Source organism: Pseudoalteromonas sp. NC201 (genome assembly GCF_002850255.1).
Taxonomy (GTDB): domain Bacteria; phylum Pseudomonadota; class Gammaproteobacteria; order Enterobacterales; family Alteromonadaceae; genus Pseudoalteromonas.
On the sequence record NZ_CP022522.1, the window covers coordinates 797,678 to 812,469 of the forward strand.

Consider the following 14,792-nt stretch of genomic DNA (forward strand, 5'->3'; position numbering starts at 1 on the left):
AGACTCTAGGCCCTAATAAAACGAAGGTGCCTTTTCATCAGGTCGCGTTTTAAAGCGACGATGCACCCACATATATTGATCCGGCGCACAATTGATTGCTTGCTCCATTCTCTCGTTGACGCGAGTAACATCTGCAAGATCATTGCCACTTGGGAATGCTTCTAAAATAGGTTGTATGTCTAAATGATACATCCCTTTTGCGTCTCTCGTACAGTGTAAGCTTAAAGTCTCAGCCTTTTTGCTTGAAGAAAATAATAAAGTACCAGTTGTTGTTGCTGCATCAGGAACCGCAAAGAAAGGGGCAAACTCACAGCGCTTGCGGCCATAATCTTGATCTGGCAAGTAATAACACACGCGTTTGCTTGAGAGTGTTTTCAATAAGCCTTTGACGTCTCGCTTAGTGACTAAATACTCATTTGAGCGTAGTCGCCCACGGGTCATAAAAAACTCCATAAGTGGATTATTGTGTGGGCGATAAAAGCCAACACCTTGCACTTTAGTGCCTAGCACTCGGCTTGCCATCTCAAGATGCAACATATGGGGAACCAGCATAAGTACCCCTTTTCCTTGCTTTTGCACGGCTTCAATATGCTCTAATCCGTTAATAGAGCCCACCACTTGATTGATGCGCCACTCTGGCCACCACCATGCCATCCCCGTTTCAAGAGTTGCTATGCCGGTATTTTCCATATTTTTTAGTAGCATAGCTTTGTGTTCTGCTTCACTTAGCTGTGGAAAGCAAAGTTTCAAATTGACATCAGCAATATGACGGCGGCGTTTCATATATTTATGAACTAGACGTCCAAGGCCTCTACCCAGTGTAAATTGAACACCTTGTGGGAGCCATGAGATCAAATACAGGGCGAAAACACCAAGCCAAGTCAGCCAAAATTTAGGTGCTAAGAATGACCATCTGAAAGGTGAGTGAGTAACCAAAGTAATATACCTGAGACTTAATTGAAGAGGCTAGTTTATCTATATTGCTGTAAAAATACAAAAAGCCAGCATAGCTGGCCTTTTCAGAGGTGATAATCGAAGTACTTAGCCTTCAATCAAACCTTGGTTAATTGCTTCAAGATCGGTACGAGATAGTGTACCTGCTGCTTGTTTTAAGCGTAGCGATGATAGTACGTAGCGATAACGGATATCAGCTAAGTTACGTTTCGCGTTATACAGGTTTTGCGTGCTTACGAGTACGTCAACGATGGTACGAGTACCTACATCAAAACCCGCTTCAGTTGCTTGTAATGCACTTTCTGCTGAAACAACCGCTTGCTCTAGCGCACGGTAAGTTGCAACGTCTGAAACCACTTGGTTATAAGACGTGATCACTGAGCGTGTCATGTTACGCATTGCCGCTTCCATATCTTCGCTGCTAGCAACAAAGTTTGCGCGAGCTTGATCTGTTGCTGCAACTGTACGGCCACCTGTGTAAATTGGTACGTCTAACGTTAAGCCTACCGAAGTTCTGTCGCTACGTGGTGCATGTTGTCTACCTGCACTGTCAGCTAAAGAATCAGAGTAAGTAGCGTTTAAGTTTAGTGTTGGGTAATGCCCAGATTGAGCTAAATCAATTTGATCTTTTGCGATGTCTACCGCAGATTTTGCAACTTGAAGGTCTAAATTCTTCGCTTTTGCAATTTCGATAAAATCGTTCGTATTCTGCGTAGGCTTAACTGTTGAGAACTTTTCAGTGTTTAACTTATCTAGCTTAGCGTGGTACTTACCAGTAATCGTACGTAATGTTTCACGTGCTGTTTCAACTGCATTACTTGCTATGATTTCGTCTGCAACTGCACGGTCAAATTGTGCTCTTGCTTCATGCACGTCTGTAATTGCTGTCAAACCTACTTCGTAGCGCTGTTTTGTCTGCTCTAGTTGACGTTCAATAGCGCGCTTCTCGGCTTGTACAAACTCTAGGCTATCTAACGCACTTAGCACATTAAAGTAACCTTCAGCGATACGGACAATCAAAGTTTGCTTTTGCTGCTCATATTGAGTCGATGCTTGCATTGCACGTTTTTCTGCAATTGAAAGACCCTGCCAAGATGCCATATCAAAAATGGTTTGGCTTAGAGAGATTGAACGCTGAAAGGTGTCAGTGTCAGACTCAAACATGGTGTAGCCTGTCGAGTCATTTTGCTGGCTCGATGGACCTTCAGAGTTAACGTCTGTATAACTCATTTGAAAGCCAAGCTGAGGTAGCAATACGCCTAATGCTTGGTCTTGTGCATATTTTTGCGCATCAGCCTGCGCTTTAGCCTTTAATACGGTAGGATCGTTAGCCGTTGCAATGTCGTATACTTGCAGTAGGTCTTCCGCGTGGGACAGGCTGCTTGAAAGTGCGCACGACAACCCAACAACTAATGATAGTAGAGTTTTTTTCATTTTTCGCTCAGTCCTTAGACAATTTTTATACTGTCAGCATGTTACCCTGTTTTTGCGGCCCAATTAAAGACCAAATGCGTAAAACATCGCCAACAAGTGTAACAGAATATATTAATACCACTTGGGTATTGTAAAGTGGAAAAAGTTAAAGGTAAACGACTTCGTTTACTTATTCAGGTATGACCCTACTATAAGGGCGATTGGTTAGCTTTTAAACCGTTGCTATTAAAAAATACAGGATTATTTTATGAAACCTTTGAGTCAGTTCAACAAAGTCGACGTCAATGTTTCTTCAATAGAAACAATCTTCAATGGTTTTTTTACCATTCACAAGTACCAATTTACCCATGCCTTATTTAATGGCGGTGTATCAGAGTTGATAACTCGCGAGATATTAGAGCGTGGTCATGCGGTTGCAATATTGCCGTATGATCCTGTTACAGACAGTGTGTTGCTTATTGAGCAAATTCGCATTGGAGCGTTGGCTTCAAGACACTCTCCTTGGCTTTTGGAATGCATTGCAGGGATGGCAGAAGGGAGCGAAGACTATGAGAGTGTTGCAAGAAAAGAAGCCAAAGAAGAAGCTGGACTTGAGCTTGATAAGCTCATTTATATGCGCTCTTATTTATCAAGCCCAGGTGGTACAACAGAGCGACTATATTTGTATCTAGCGCTTGCTGATTTATCTAAAGCGAGTGGGGTTTATGGACTGGCTGAAGAAGGTGAAGATATTAAAGTGCATGTGATGCCACTTGATGAAGCCCTTGCACGTCTTGATAATGAGGAAATCGATAACGCTGCCACTGTTATTAGTCTACAATGGTTGGCATTAAATAAAGCGCGGATATAGAAGCAGTTTAGGAGTCGTATTTTTGTCACAAGTGCTGAGCTCAAAGCAGTATATTCAATCTCTGCCCCGTTACATCACGCTGTGCGAACGTAATTATTTACGGGCGCTAAAATTGCTACCTGAAGAAGTGGTCGGTGAGAGTCGAGTGATTGACTTAGCCTCTGCGCGATACAGTTTGAGCGTAGCTGGAGTCAGTAAATACACAACGGACATTCACATCGAGCAGATGGCGACAGTAAGCGCCCATTTGCCACACTTTTCGTTGTCTGTGCGCCTCTACCATGATGCTAAAGTGGCTGAAGTAATTCACCGTGATTATCATCGTCGAATAAAGCCATCCTATGGTTACCCAAATCCTGATATGCACCAAAAAGATGAAAAGTATCAAATAAATGCGTTTTTAGCTGATTGGCTTATGGTGTGTTTAGAAAAAGGCCGCGTGCATTTAAACTGGGATGTAAACAATGGCTTGGTTTGATCTCGAGCTGCAATTCGATAAAGCGCAAATTCGTATTGGTCATTTTACGGATTGCCATTTGTTTGCCACGCCCTCTGGGGAATATTTTGCGGTAAATACCGCCGCTAACCTTGAACGCACTTTCGCCGCGATGGCAAAAGAGCATTTCGATTGTGTGGTGTTTGGCGGTGATTTAACACAAGATCACAGTGCGGCTTCTTATCATGAGTTTGCTCGTATAGTGAGGGAGAGTGAGTTGCAATGTCCGGTGCTTTGGGTGCCGGGTAACCACGACGAGCTAGCTTTACTCGAAGAAATAAGTGCTGGGCAAATCGTCCGTCATAAATGCATCACAGGTCCGTTTGGGCAGGTGTTACTGTTAAACTCAAAGGGTGAAACACCCGCCGGATGGTGTGCTAAGTCACATTTAGGTGCGCTCAAAGACAAGCTTAACAATAGTATCAACAACAATACGATTGCTTTTGCTCACCACCATCCTAGGCCGATAGATGGCTATTTAGATAAACATATGCTCGAAAATGGTCCTGCACTGTTAAACCTGTTGGTGGATTCAGAGCAAGTCTTAGGGCTATTTCATGGTCATGTGCATAATGAATATCAACAACAATTTCGCACTTTACCTATCTACGCTACGCCTGCAACATCAATCCAATTTGATAAGCACACAAAGGACTGGTATCAGTCTGATTTGGGTCCCGCTTATCGTGTCATCGTATTTAGTAAAAGCGCTATAACAACAGAGGTAAAATGGCTCGGAAAGTAGTTTATATTCACGGCTTTAATAGCTCTGAGCTATCCTATAAAGCGACGGCGTTTGGTGAATATATGATGGATAAAAAAACGCCATACCTTGTCCCAAGACTACATTATGACCCGAGAGTCGCATTGGCACAGTTGGATAGCGTCATTGATTCTGATACTGTGTTATTAGGTAGCTCGTTAGGCGGCTATTACGCCACCTACTTTTCGCAACATCTTGGCTGTAAAGCGGTGGTGATAAACCCTGCAGTTAGGCCTTTTTCATTATTAAATGACTACCTTGGACCACAATACAATCCTTATCAGGACTGTCATTATGAGCTGCAGTATGAACATATTGATGCGTTAAAATCCATGTATGTCGAGCAGCTGAGTAATCCAGAAAACTTGCTATTATTGCAACAAACGGGCGACGAGGTGCTGCCTTTTGCAGAGGCGGTGCGTTATTATAGTCATTGTCGTCAAATTATTGAGTTTGGTGGGGATCATAGCTTTGTTGAATTTCCACGCTATTTTGACACCATCACCAAATTTTTAACTATCAAAAATTAGAATTTATGCACAAAGCTCTGCTCAAAACTGTATGTTGTGCATATACTAGCGGATAAAAAGATAACTAGAACTAGCCTATGAGTCAGCAAAACTATAATGCCGAAGCTATTGAGGTACTCAATGGCTTAGAGCCAGTTAAGCGCCGTCCTGGCATGTATACCGATACCACCAGACCTAATCATTTAGGCCAAGAGGTTATCGATAACAGTGTCGATGAAGCCTTAGCCGGACATGCCACCAAGATTGACGTGATCTTGCATGAAGACAACTCCTTTGAAGTCATCGATGACGGTCGAGGAATGCCTGTGGATATTCACCCAGAAGAGGGCGTGCCTGGGGTTGAATTGATCCTGACCAAACTTCATGCCGGGGGCAAGTTTTCCAATAAAAACTACCAGTTCTCCGGTGGTCTTCATGGGGTGGGTATATCGGTTGTTAATGCGTTGTCGACTCGGGTCGAAATTACCGTTAAACGCGATGCGCAAATCTATGAAATGGCATTTGAAAACGGCGATAAAGTCGAAGACTTAAGAGTGACCGGCAGCGTTGGTAAGCGTAATACCGGCACCTCAGTACACTTTTGGCCCGACGCGAGTTATTTTGACTCAGCTAACTTCTCAATTACTAAGTTAAACCACTTGCTCAAAGCTAAGGCTGTATTGTGTCCAGGGCTTAGAATTCGTTTTGTAAATAAACAGACGAAAGAAACGCAAGAATGGCACTACGAGGCAGGTCTTGAGGATTACCTAAAAGACAGCGCTGAAGGCTACGAAGTGCTGCCGAAATCCCCATTTACAGGCAGTTTCAGTGGCTCAACCGAAGGGGTTGATTGGGCGCTTCATTGGTTGCCTGAGGGCGGGGAATCCATCGCTGAAAGCTACGTAAACCTTATTCCAACGGCACAAGGCGGAACCCATGTAAATGGGTTACGCCAGGGCTTACTTGAAGCGATGCGTGAGTTTTGTGAATTCAGAAACCTGATCCCGCGTGGCGTGAAACTGACGCCTGATGATGTTTGGGACCGCTGTAGTTATGTCTTGTCGGTTAAAATGCAAGACCCACAATTTGCCGGTCAAACCAAAGAAAAGCTGTCATCACGTTCGTGCGCTACCTTTGTGTCTGGCATTGTCAAAGACGCCTTTAGTTTATGGTTAAACGAACACACTGAAACTGCAGAGTTACTTGCTGAGCTGTGTATCAGCAATGCGCAAAAACGTTTGCGTGCTGCAAAAAAAGTGGTTCGTAAAAAGGTCACTTCGGGTCCTGCTTTACCGGGTAAATTAACCGATTGTTCTGGAAGTGAAACTGAACGCTCAGAAATCTTTTTGGTGGAAGGGGACTCAGCAGGTGGCTCGGCAAAACAAGCACGAGACCGTGAGTTTCAAGCAATCATGCCGCTGCGCGGTAAAATCCTCAATACCTGGGAAGTGGAATCTGGACAGATCTTAGCCTCACAAGAAGTACATGATATTTCTGTTGCCTTAGGTATTGACCCAGACTCTGAAGATTTATCAGGCCTGCGCTATGGCAAAGTATGTATCCTCGCGGATGCGGATTCTGACGGACTTCACATTGCAACTTTATTATGTGCACTTTTTGTGAAGCACTTCCCAGAGCTTGTTCGTAAGGGCCATGTTTTTGTTGCCATGCCGCCGCTATTTCGTATTGATGTTGGTAAAGAGGTTTACTACGCCCTTGATGAAGATGAGAAAAAGGGCATTTTAGACCGTATTGAGGCCGAAAAGAAACGCGGTAAAGTCAACGTACAGCGCTTTAAAGGATTGGGTGAAATGAACCCGTTGCAATTGCGTGAAACCACTATGGATCCAAATACTAGACGTTTAGTTCAGCTGACATTAGATGAGCCTGAACAAACCCTCGAAATGATGGATATGCTGTTAGCTAAAAAGCGCTCTAGCGACCGTAAAATTTGGCTTGAGCAGCACGGAGATAAGGCAGAGGTTTAACATGAAAATACATAGTAAATTGACCACGATAGCGACGACGCTGGCAGTAGCGTTATTAAGCTCACCTGCGCTGGCAAATGATATGCTTTCGCGCCTTTCAGTACCTAAAGGGTATGAGCTGAGCTATTTTGCGAAAGATGTTGAAAATGCGAGACAAATGGCGGTGGGCAAAGATGGCACTGTGTATGTTGGCTCTCGTAAAGCGGGTAAAGTTCACGCACTCATTGACAACAACCGTGATGGCGTAGCCGACAAGAAAATCTTGGTTGCAGAAGGGCTGAATATGCCCTCCGGTATCGCCCTAAAAGACGGTGACTTATATGTTGCTGAAGTTGAGCGTATTGTGCGTTTTAAGCAAATCGCAAAAAACCTCAAGGCACCGGTAAAAGAAGTGGTGTTCGATGATTTGCCTGACAAACGTCACCACGGCTGGAAGTACCTGACAGTATCGCCGGAAGGCGAACTGATCATTCCAGTTGGCGTGCCTTGTAATATTTGTGCCGAAGACCCTAAGTTTGGCCGTATATTTTCACTAAATCTTGAGACGAAAAAGCTTTCGACGATTGCCAAAGGCGTGCGTAACTCAGTGGGTTTTGATTATCACCCAGTAACTGGAAAGTTATGGTTCAGCGACAACGGTCGTGACATGATGGGAGATGACATTCCACCATGTGAAATCAACCGTGTTGACGAAATTGGTCAGCATTTTGGCTTCCCCTATGTTCATGGCGGCAGCGTGCTAGACCCTGAATTTGGCGAGGGTAAATCGGTGACTGACTACGCCATGCCAGCACTTGCACTACAAGCGCACGTTGCACCGCTGGGCATTCACTTTTACCGTGGCGAGCAATTTCCAAAGGCAATGAAGCATCAGCTTTTTGTTGCTGAACATGGTTCTTGGAACCGCAGCAAAAAAGTGGGCTATCGAGTAATGCGAGCAAATGTGCAAGATGGCCAAATTAGAGGCTATGAGCCTTTCCTTACCGGCTTTATGGAAAACGAAACAACCCATGGTCGACCAGCCGCAATTGCAGAACTCGACGACGGTAGCCTGCTCGTTTCCGATGATTACGCCAATGCGATATATCGCATCAGCTACAACAACAAGTAAGGTGTAACATGACAGATCCTCAAGCCTTGTCCTTGCAAGGCATTGAACAACTTCCGATGGGGCGTTTTACTGAAGATGCCTATCTGAACTATTCCATGTATGTGATCATGGATAGGGCGTTACCACATATTGGTGACGGCCTGAAGCCTGTACAACGTCGTATTGTATATGCGATGAGTGAGCTGGGCTTATCTGCTCAAGCAAAATACAAAAAATCTGCCCGTACCGTTGGTGACGTACTGGGTAAATATCACCCTCATGGCGACAGTGCTTGTTATGAGGCCATGGTACTCATGGCGCAGCCGTTTTCTTATCGCTATCCGCTGGTGGATGGCCAAGGTAACTGGGGTGCTGCGGATGATCCTAAATCATTTGCTGCGATGCGTTATACTGAGGCGCGTTTATCTAAGTTCTCAGAAGTACTGCTGAAAGAGCTTGGCCAAGGTACGGTCGATTGGACCGCTAACTTTGATGGCACCTTAGATGAGCCGCAAGTGTTACCCGCGCGTTTACCACATATCTTGCTGAATGGGGTGACGGGTATTGCGGTGGGGATGGCAACCGATATTCCGCCGCATAACGTACGTGAAGTTGCTGAAGCTTGTTGTTTGTTATTGGATAAGCCTAAAACCGAACTAGAAGAAATTCTAGAATTGGTCAAAGCGCCAGACTATCCAACCGATGCGGAAATCATTACGCCGCAAGAAGAGATCAAAAAGCTTTACACCACAGGTCGTGGCTCAATCAAGATGCGTGCTGTGTACACCGAAGAGCAAGGCGAAGTGGTGATCACCGCGTTGCCACATCAATGTTCGGGTGCCAAGGTGCTAGAGCAAATAGCAGCACAAATGACAGCGAAGAAACTCCCTATGGTAGCGGATTTACGTGACGAATCGGATCATGAAAATCCGACGCGTATCGTCATCGTACCGCGCTCAAATCGAGTTAAGGTCGAGCCATTAATGGCGCACCTATTTGCCACGACGGATCTTGAAAAGAACTACCGTGTTAACATCAACATGATTGGTTTAGACGGGCGTCCACAAGTTAAAGACTTGCGTCAGATTTTATCTGAGTGGTTAGTATTCCGTCGTGAAACGGTGCGTAGACGTTTGCAGTATCGTTTAGACAAAGTGCTTGCGCGTTTGCATATTCTTGAAGGTTTGATGATTGCATTTTTGAATATCGATGAAGTCATCGAAATCATTCGCAACGAAGACAAACCAAAAGAAGAGTTAATAGCGCGTTTTGGTCTTTCAGATAAGCAGGCAGAAGCAATTCTAGACCTGAAATTACGCCACCTTGCAAAGCTTGAAGAAATGAAGATCCGTGGTGAGCAGGATGAGCTTGAAAAAGAGCGTGATGGATTGGAAAAAACCTTAGGCTCTGAGCGTCGTATGTCGACGTTGATGAAAAAAGAAATCCAAGAAGCTGCTGAATTGTATGGCGATGATAGACGCTCACCGGTAGTTGAGCGTGGTGAAGCCAAAGCGCTTAGCGAAAAAGATTTGATCCCATCAGAGTCTGTAACTGTTGTGCTATCTGAAAAAGGCTGGGCGCGTTTTGCGAAGGGCCATGATATCGATGCCGAAGGGCTAAGCTACCGCTCAGGAGACTGTTATAAAGCCTCTGCGAAAGGCAAGAGTAATCAGCCTGCGGTGTTCTTAGATACTTCAGGGCGAGCCTTTGCAACCGATGCGCATAGCTTACCTTCAGCCCGGAGTCAGGGTGAACCGATGACGGGACGCTTTAACTTAGCGTCAGGATGTAACTTTGAACATGTGGTCATGGGCGAAGAGAAATCGACTTATCTGATGGCGACCGATGGCGGTTACGGTTTTATCAGTGACTTTGCTGATATGGTGAGCAAAAACAAAAATGGTAAAGCGTTCGTTAGCGTGCCAAAAGGTGCGCATTTGATGGCTCCTATCCAGGTATTTGATGTTGCCACCGATATGTGTATGGCGATTTCGAGCGAAGGCAGAATGCTACTATTCCCATTACGTGATTTACCTAAGCTTGGTAAAGGTAAGGGGAATAAGATTATCTCTATCCCTAGCGCGAAAGTGCAAAGCCGCGAAGAGTTTGTCAAAGTGTTAGCGGTAGTACCTGAAGGCGTTTCTGTTACCTTACATGCAGGTAAGCGCAAGCTAACCTTAAAGCCGAGTGATTTAGAGCACTATTACGGTGAGCGAGGGCGCAGAGGTAATAAGTTACCGCGCGGATTACAGCGCGTAGATAGCTATGATCTGGAGCACAATGGTGTTGAGACACCAGAAGACAATGACGCCAGCGTAGATACCGAAGAATAACCGATACAGGCCGCCCACCGCGGCCTTATTTTTATCTGTTGAAAACCATCGCGAGGTGAACTCGCTCCCACCAGATTAACCACTCTGTGTAGGTGTCTGTTCAACCATTGAACTTTGCGTAGGAGCCGGTTCACCCGGCGATCCTTAACTTTAGAATATGGCTCCTCAAATCAAAAAATGAAAATAAAAAGACACTATTATTGCAGCATTTTATTGCGCTTTACGTTAAAATATTCGGTTATACCAATCACACAAGTGCCTATGGCTTGCAAACAATTGTAATTGGTATCAATTGGCAGCGCTTGCTGCTTGTCACCATCACACGGGCTTCCTAACGGGGTATTTATGTCAGATAAGTGCTATATCACAGCGCAACAATTGCTAGAAGATTCATTTCGCTTAGCCGCTAAAGTTTATGAAGACGGGTTTAGACCTGACTTTATTATCGGTATTTGGCGTGGTGGTGCGCCTATTGGTATCGCAGTTCAAGAATACTACGATTACAAAGGTATAGAGACTGATCATATCGCAGTACGCACTTCTTCTTACTATGGCATTGGTAAGCAATCTAAAGAAATCAAAGTTCACGGTTTGCATTACATTGTGGAAAATGCAAACGCTGACGATTCATTGCTAATCGTTGATGACGTGTTTGATTCTGGCCGCAGTATCTTTGCGTTGAAAGAAAAGCTTGCAGAGCTAATGCGCCTGAACTTGCCTCGCGATATTCGTGTTGCTTGCCCATACTACAAGCCAGCAAACAAAAAAGTACCAATGACACCAGATTATTTTATTCATGAGTCTGATGAGTGGTTGGTATTCCCTCACGAGCTGTCAGGCTTAACACCGGAAGAATTAGTGGAAGGAAAGTCTGACTTAGCAAATATTAAACACCTATTTGCAAAATAAGTTAATCAGTACTCAAGGGCGAGAAAGTACTCGCCCTAGTTATTCTAACCGCGAAAAATTAAGCTTGCGCGAAGCTATCAACAAAATCCTCAAGCGCGTCAACATCGACTGGCTTTAAGCCTTCACTACTACGTACTATCAAGCCCTTTTCTACCAATTCACTTACCACCCGACGATATGCACGCTCAGTGGTCGCAAACCTTTCGGCTTCAGCACTTACCGTTGAATAGGCACGAAGTAATGTTGGATTCGAATTCTCGGCACGTAATAAGCAGTCTTTAGCAATGTTGTAGCTCAGCGGCAACAGCAACTTGTCTAAGTTTATCTTTTGGTTTTCAGTAAACTTAGCAGCGATGGTTTGCGCGGTATATAGGCTCAGCTCTGGCTGCTCAAGCAGTAATTTTCGCCAATATTTTAGCTCAATGAGGTGATAGGTTACATCGCTCAAGCAAGTCACGGTATAAATACAAGGCTGATGATTCAGCGCTTCGATTTCGCCAATTAGCGTGTTGTTACAGTCCAGTTGTCCGAGTAATAGACGACGACCGTTACCGACATCATAACTAAAAGACACAGTGCCACTGGTCACCAATATGAGTTTACTCAATGGTTCATCTTGGTGGATCAAGACTTCTTTTTTGCTGTGCTGAAAACTATTACCAGCAAAAGCGAGTAACTGTTCGACCAAATTGGTTGAAAAATGATATTGAAACATCTAGATGGCTCTTCGGACAAATGTCCTATTTATTAAACTATAATGACGTTAGCATGAATTTTTCAGTTTTACGCTAACTCACACCGTTTAAGTAGTATCGGTTTTATCTCAGCGCTGTGGCGAAGAATTTAATAAACGATATTACCATTAAACCCCCACTTCCCGTGTTAGAGCTAATTTATTGGTGCTAATTTCTAGGGGCTTGTGGGTTAGCCTTTTTATTCTGCTCGATACGTAAATTCGAGCATAAACTATATGCTAACGCAACTTAGGGGAGAGGACAAATGAGTTGGGAATATTTAGGCTATTTAGCCTCTGCTTTTTTGGTCGTTTCTTTGATGATGAGCGATGTTGCTAAGTTGCGTTGGTTCAATTTAATGGGCTGTATTTGTTTTACCGCCTATGGTGCACTTATCCAAGCTTGGCCGGTGGCGTTAACTAATGGTCTACTGGCACTAGTTAACACCTACCACTTGGTGAAATTACAAAAAGATCAACGCTGATATTTAAGTTCACCTGCAATCCAGGTCTGCTCGACTTTAATATCATCAATTTTATCTTCGCTTACGGTAAAGTAATCTTGGTCTATTAAGATAAAATCGGCCCACTTTCCTTGTTCTAAACTTCCCAGTTTATACTCTTGAAATGCGGCATACGCAGCATCAACAGTAAATGCCTGGAGTGCTTGTTCTCTGGTTAGCTTTTCTGTTGGGCGCCAGCCATCCTTGGGTAAATCTTGATGGTCTTGTCTGGTGATAGCGGCATGCAGACCATGGAAAGGGTTTGCGAGCTCCACTGGAAAGTCAGAACCCGCCGCCACTCTACTTCCTTGCTTTAAGAATGTTTGCCATGCGTAAGCGCCGCTAAGCTGTTTGTCGTCTAGGCGCTTTTCGGCCATATGCATATCAGATGTGGCATGAACAGGCTGCATTGATGGAATAATATCTAGCGTCTTAAAGCGGGGGATATCATCCGGATGGACAATCTGTGCGTGCTCAATGCGATTTCTGAGCAGTCTACCACCTGCTTTTTTAAAAACGTGTTGATATGAATCTAGCACGATGCGATTCGCTCTATCGCCAATGGCGTGAGTGTGTGCACTGTAGCCGCTGCGTATGGCTTGGGTGATCAATGCTTCAAGCGTCGCTTGGTTTTCGAGCATTAACCCTTTGTGACCTTTGCGGTCATGATAGTCGCGAATAAGTGCCGCACCTCGACTGCCAAGTGCACCATCAGCATAGATTTTTACACTACGAATAGAGAGTTGATCTCGTGTATCTTTGATCACTCCCACGTCCAACATCTCTGCGAGTTTGGGGGAGCTTGCACTGAGCATAGCGTAGACGCGTAGCGGCATCGTGTGTTCCTTGGCGCGTGCTTGGTAAACCTGCCATGTGGTGTAGTCAATCCCGGCATCATGGGCTGAGGTAATGCCTAAACTCAGCAAGTGTTCTCCGGCTTTATTCAGCGCCTTGTTTACCTGTGCATCTGACTGAGCTGGGACATGAGTGCGAATAAGGTCTTCTGCCTTGTCGATAAAAATCCCGCTCGGCATACCGCTATTCAATGTAATGATTTCACCGCCTTCCGGCGTCTTTGTTGATTTCGAAATGTTGGCAAGCGCCATCGCTTTTGAGTTTACCCAAATAGCGTGACCATCTACTCGAGTGAGTATGACGGGCTTATCTTTTACGTATTTGTCGAGATCGGCTGCGGTTGGGAATTGTCCGCCGGGCCATAAGGTTTGATCCCAGCCTCGACCTATTATCCATTCACCTTCATGGGCTTTTGCGTAGTGGCTAAGCCGTTTTCCTACTTCTGCAATGGTTTTGCTACCGCGCACGTCGAGTGTGAGTAAATTATTGCCAAGGCCAATGATATGACCGTGCGCATCAATTAAACCAGGTAATAGGGTTTTTCCCTCACCATCAAATTTGGTTGCACTCGGGTATTGGGTACTCAGATCCTTTGCACTTGTTTTTACGACTTTACCGTCTTTAATTACCAAAGAAGAAAAGCGCTCAATTTGCTGCGATTTAGTGGGCGTATAGCCATTTACATTGTGGATTAAGGTTACTTGAGCTGTTGTTGACAGGCTAAAGCTAGCCAAAAGCGCGAGGAATGTTTTTTTCATTATATTGTCCTTCACTGAGAGTATTTATTCAGAATAATCATCTAACTCAATAAAGCCAAGTCTTTGCGTTGAGAGTATACTTGGGTTTTAAAGGAGTGGAGTGTCAAAGTGAAGTTGTTTGTTGTATACCTAGGCGGCCGTATTCAAGGTTGCCATATTGAAATGCATGATGTGCGCTTTGTCGCGGCAAATACAATTGAAGAAGCTTATCCCAAATTAAAGCAGCAATGGGTTGGTGATAAAAACTCGGTGCATATGGATAGCTACACAATCATTGAACATGCCGATGGCTATGCCATTGAACTTACCGAAGAGCGTGTTGAGCAAGCTGAGCATTTGTATTTTGTGAACTTGGGAGGATATAAGCCAGATAGTTTAGCTGAGGCGCATGACTTTGGGCTGTTCGTTGCAACGAATGCCGATGAAGCAAAAGAGAAGGCAAAAGCGTTTTTGCTTAACGGTTTTAGCCATATTCATAAAGACGATTTACATGATGTAGATGACTGTTTTGCCATCGATTTATTTGATCAAAACTTAAATATCAAGCTCACCCACAGTGGCCAATCAACACCGCTTACCCCTTTGTGGTTTGGTTATCATCCTCTATAACCAATGTG

General features: G+C 44.5%; 14 protein-coding genes. 10 read left to right on the forward strand and 4 right to left on the reverse strand.

Annotation, left to right across the window (positions count from 1 at the left end; genetic code table 11):
• Positions 1 to 12 precede the first annotated feature (12 nt).
• Together lpxL and tolC are read right to left on the reverse strand one after the other, a co-directional pair.
• A complete protein-coding gene (gene lpxL, locus PNC201_RS03465; RefSeq protein WP_102056179.1) occupies positions 13 to 936 on the reverse strand; it encodes an LpxL/LpxP family Kdo(2)-lipid IV(A) lauroyl/palmitoleoyl acyltransferase in 924 nt (307 codons plus the stop codon).
• 105 nt (positions 937 to 1,041) lie between these two features.
• Positions 1,042 to 2,388, reverse strand: coding sequence for an outer membrane channel protein TolC (gene tolC, locus PNC201_RS03470; protein ID WP_010607703.1), 1,347 nt, complete (start codon positions 2,386 to 2,388; stop codon positions 1,042 to 1,044).
• 247 nt (positions 2,389 to 2,635) lie between these two features.
• Between tolC and PNC201_RS03475 the strand changes: the two genes are divergently transcribed.
• The 8 genes from PNC201_RS03475 (at position 2,636) to PNC201_RS03510 (ending at position 11,326) form a co-directional block, all read left to right on the forward strand.
• The gene (locus PNC201_RS03475) at positions 2,636 to 3,238 is read left to right on the forward strand and encodes an NUDIX domain-containing protein (protein ID WP_102056180.1); all 603 of its coding nucleotides are present in this window, start codon (positions 2,636 to 2,638) and stop codon (positions 3,236 to 3,238) included.
• A gap of 22 nt (positions 3,239 to 3,260) precedes the next feature.
• Positions 3,261 to 3,716: a DUF1249 domain-containing protein gene (locus tag PNC201_RS03480; RefSeq protein ID WP_010379051.1), complete on the forward strand. Its 456-nt coding sequence runs from the start codon at positions 3,261 to 3,263 to the stop codon at positions 3,714 to 3,716.
• Positions 3,703 to 4,479, forward strand: coding sequence for a metallophosphoesterase (locus tag PNC201_RS03485; RefSeq protein ID WP_102056181.1), 777 nt, complete (start codon positions 3,703 to 3,705; stop codon positions 4,477 to 4,479). Before PNC201_RS03480 ends, PNC201_RS03485 begins: the two co-directional genes overlap by 14 nt.
• Complete coding sequence (locus PNC201_RS03490) at positions 4,464 to 5,027, forward strand: YqiA/YcfP family alpha/beta fold hydrolase (RefSeq protein WP_102056182.1); 564 nt, start codon at positions 4,464 to 4,466, stop codon at positions 5,025 to 5,027. Before PNC201_RS03485 ends, PNC201_RS03490 begins: the two co-directional genes overlap by 16 nt.
• 77 nt (positions 5,028 to 5,104) lie before the next feature.
• Positions 5,105 to 6,994 carry a DNA topoisomerase IV subunit B gene (gene parE, locus PNC201_RS03495; RefSeq protein WP_010607699.1) on the forward strand — a complete coding sequence of 630 codons (1,890 nt, stop codon included), beginning with the start codon at positions 5,105 to 5,107 and terminating at the stop codon, positions 6,992 to 6,994.
• Position 6,995: 1 nt separating this feature from the next.
• Positions 6,996 to 8,105: a PQQ-dependent sugar dehydrogenase gene (locus PNC201_RS03500; protein ID WP_102056183.1), complete on the forward strand. Its 1,110-nt coding sequence runs from the start codon at positions 6,996 to 6,998 to the stop codon at positions 8,103 to 8,105.
• Positions 8,106 to 8,113: 8 nt separating this feature from the next.
• Positions 8,114 to 10,417, forward strand: coding sequence for a DNA topoisomerase IV subunit A (gene parC / locus PNC201_RS03505; RefSeq protein WP_102056184.1), 2,304 nt, complete (start codon positions 8,114 to 8,116; stop codon positions 10,415 to 10,417).
• A gap of 345 nt (positions 10,418 to 10,762) precedes the next feature.
• Positions 10,763 to 11,326 carry a phosphoribosyltransferase gene (locus PNC201_RS03510; protein ID WP_010607696.1) on the forward strand — a complete coding sequence of 188 codons (564 nt, stop codon included), beginning with the start codon at positions 10,763 to 10,765 and terminating at the stop codon, positions 11,324 to 11,326.
• A gap of 58 nt (positions 11,327 to 11,384) precedes the next feature.
• On the opposite strand, the gene PNC201_RS03515 is transcribed toward PNC201_RS03510, so the two are convergent.
• The gene (locus tag PNC201_RS03515) at positions 11,385 to 12,041 is read right to left on the reverse strand and encodes a Crp/Fnr family transcriptional regulator (protein WP_010607695.1); all 657 of its coding nucleotides are present in this window, start codon (positions 12,039 to 12,041) and stop codon (positions 11,385 to 11,387) included.
• Positions 12,042 to 12,325: 284 nt separating this feature from the next.
• Between PNC201_RS03515 and PNC201_RS03520 the strand changes: the two genes are divergently transcribed.
• Entirely contained in the window at positions 12,326 to 12,544 is a 219-nt protein-coding gene (locus PNC201_RS03520) for a YgjV family protein (RefSeq protein WP_010379202.1), read from the forward strand.
• Here PNC201_RS03520 and PNC201_RS03525 read toward each other — a convergent pair.
• Positions 12,535 to 14,175: an amidohydrolase gene (locus tag PNC201_RS03525; protein ID WP_102056185.1), complete on the reverse strand. Its 1,641-nt coding sequence runs from the start codon at positions 14,173 to 14,175 to the stop codon at positions 12,535 to 12,537. The two genes, PNC201_RS03520 and PNC201_RS03525, sit on opposite strands and share 10 nt — an antisense overlap.
• Positions 14,176 to 14,283: 108 nt before the next feature.
• Here PNC201_RS03525 and PNC201_RS03530 point away from each other — a divergent pair, with 108 nt between their 5' ends.
• A complete protein-coding gene (locus PNC201_RS03530) occupies positions 14,284 to 14,784 on the forward strand; it encodes a DUF1543 domain-containing protein (protein ID WP_010607693.1) in 501 nt (166 codons plus the stop codon).
• The last annotated feature ends 8 nt before the right edge of the window (positions 14,785 to 14,792 follow it).

Excerpts from the sequence above, each read along its gene's own strand:
- PNC201_RS03525 (WP_102056185.1), bottom strand. The coding sequence starts at position 14,175 with ATGAAAAAAACATTCCTCGCGCTTTTGGCTAGCTTTAGCCTGTCAACA.
- PNC201_RS03475 (WP_102056180.1), top strand. The coding sequence starts at position 2,636 with ATGAAACCTTTGAGTCAGTTCAACAAAGTCGACGTCAATGTTTCTTCA.
- PNC201_RS03490 (WP_102056182.1), top strand. The coding sequence starts at position 4,464 with ATGGCTCGGAAAGTAGTTTATATTCACGGCTTTAATAGCTCTGAGCTA.
- PNC201_RS03510 (WP_010607696.1), top strand. The coding sequence starts at position 10,763 with ATGTCAGATAAGTGCTATATCACAGCGCAACAATTGCTAGAAGATTCA.
- parC (WP_102056184.1), top strand. The coding sequence starts at position 8,114 with ATGACAGATCCTCAAGCCTTGTCCTTGCAAGGCATTGAACAACTTCCG.
- PNC201_RS03500 (WP_102056183.1), top strand. The coding sequence starts at position 6,996 with ATGAAAATACATAGTAAATTGACCACGATAGCGACGACGCTGGCAGTA.
- PNC201_RS03485 (WP_102056181.1), top strand. The coding sequence starts at position 3,703 with ATGGCTTGGTTTGATCTCGAGCTGCAATTCGATAAAGCGCAAATTCGT.
- parE (WP_010607699.1), top strand. The coding sequence starts at position 5,105 with ATGAGTCAGCAAAACTATAATGCCGAAGCTATTGAGGTACTCAATGGC.
- tolC (WP_010607703.1), bottom strand. The coding sequence starts at position 2,388 with ATGAAAAAAACTCTACTATCATTAGTTGTTGGGTTGTCGTGCGCACTT.
- PNC201_RS03515 (WP_010607695.1), bottom strand. The coding sequence starts at position 12,041 with ATGTTTCAATATCATTTTTCAACCAATTTGGTCGAACAGTTACTCGCT.
- PNC201_RS03520 (WP_010379202.1), top strand. The coding sequence starts at position 12,326 with ATGAGTTGGGAATATTTAGGCTATTTAGCCTCTGCTTTTTTGGTCGTT.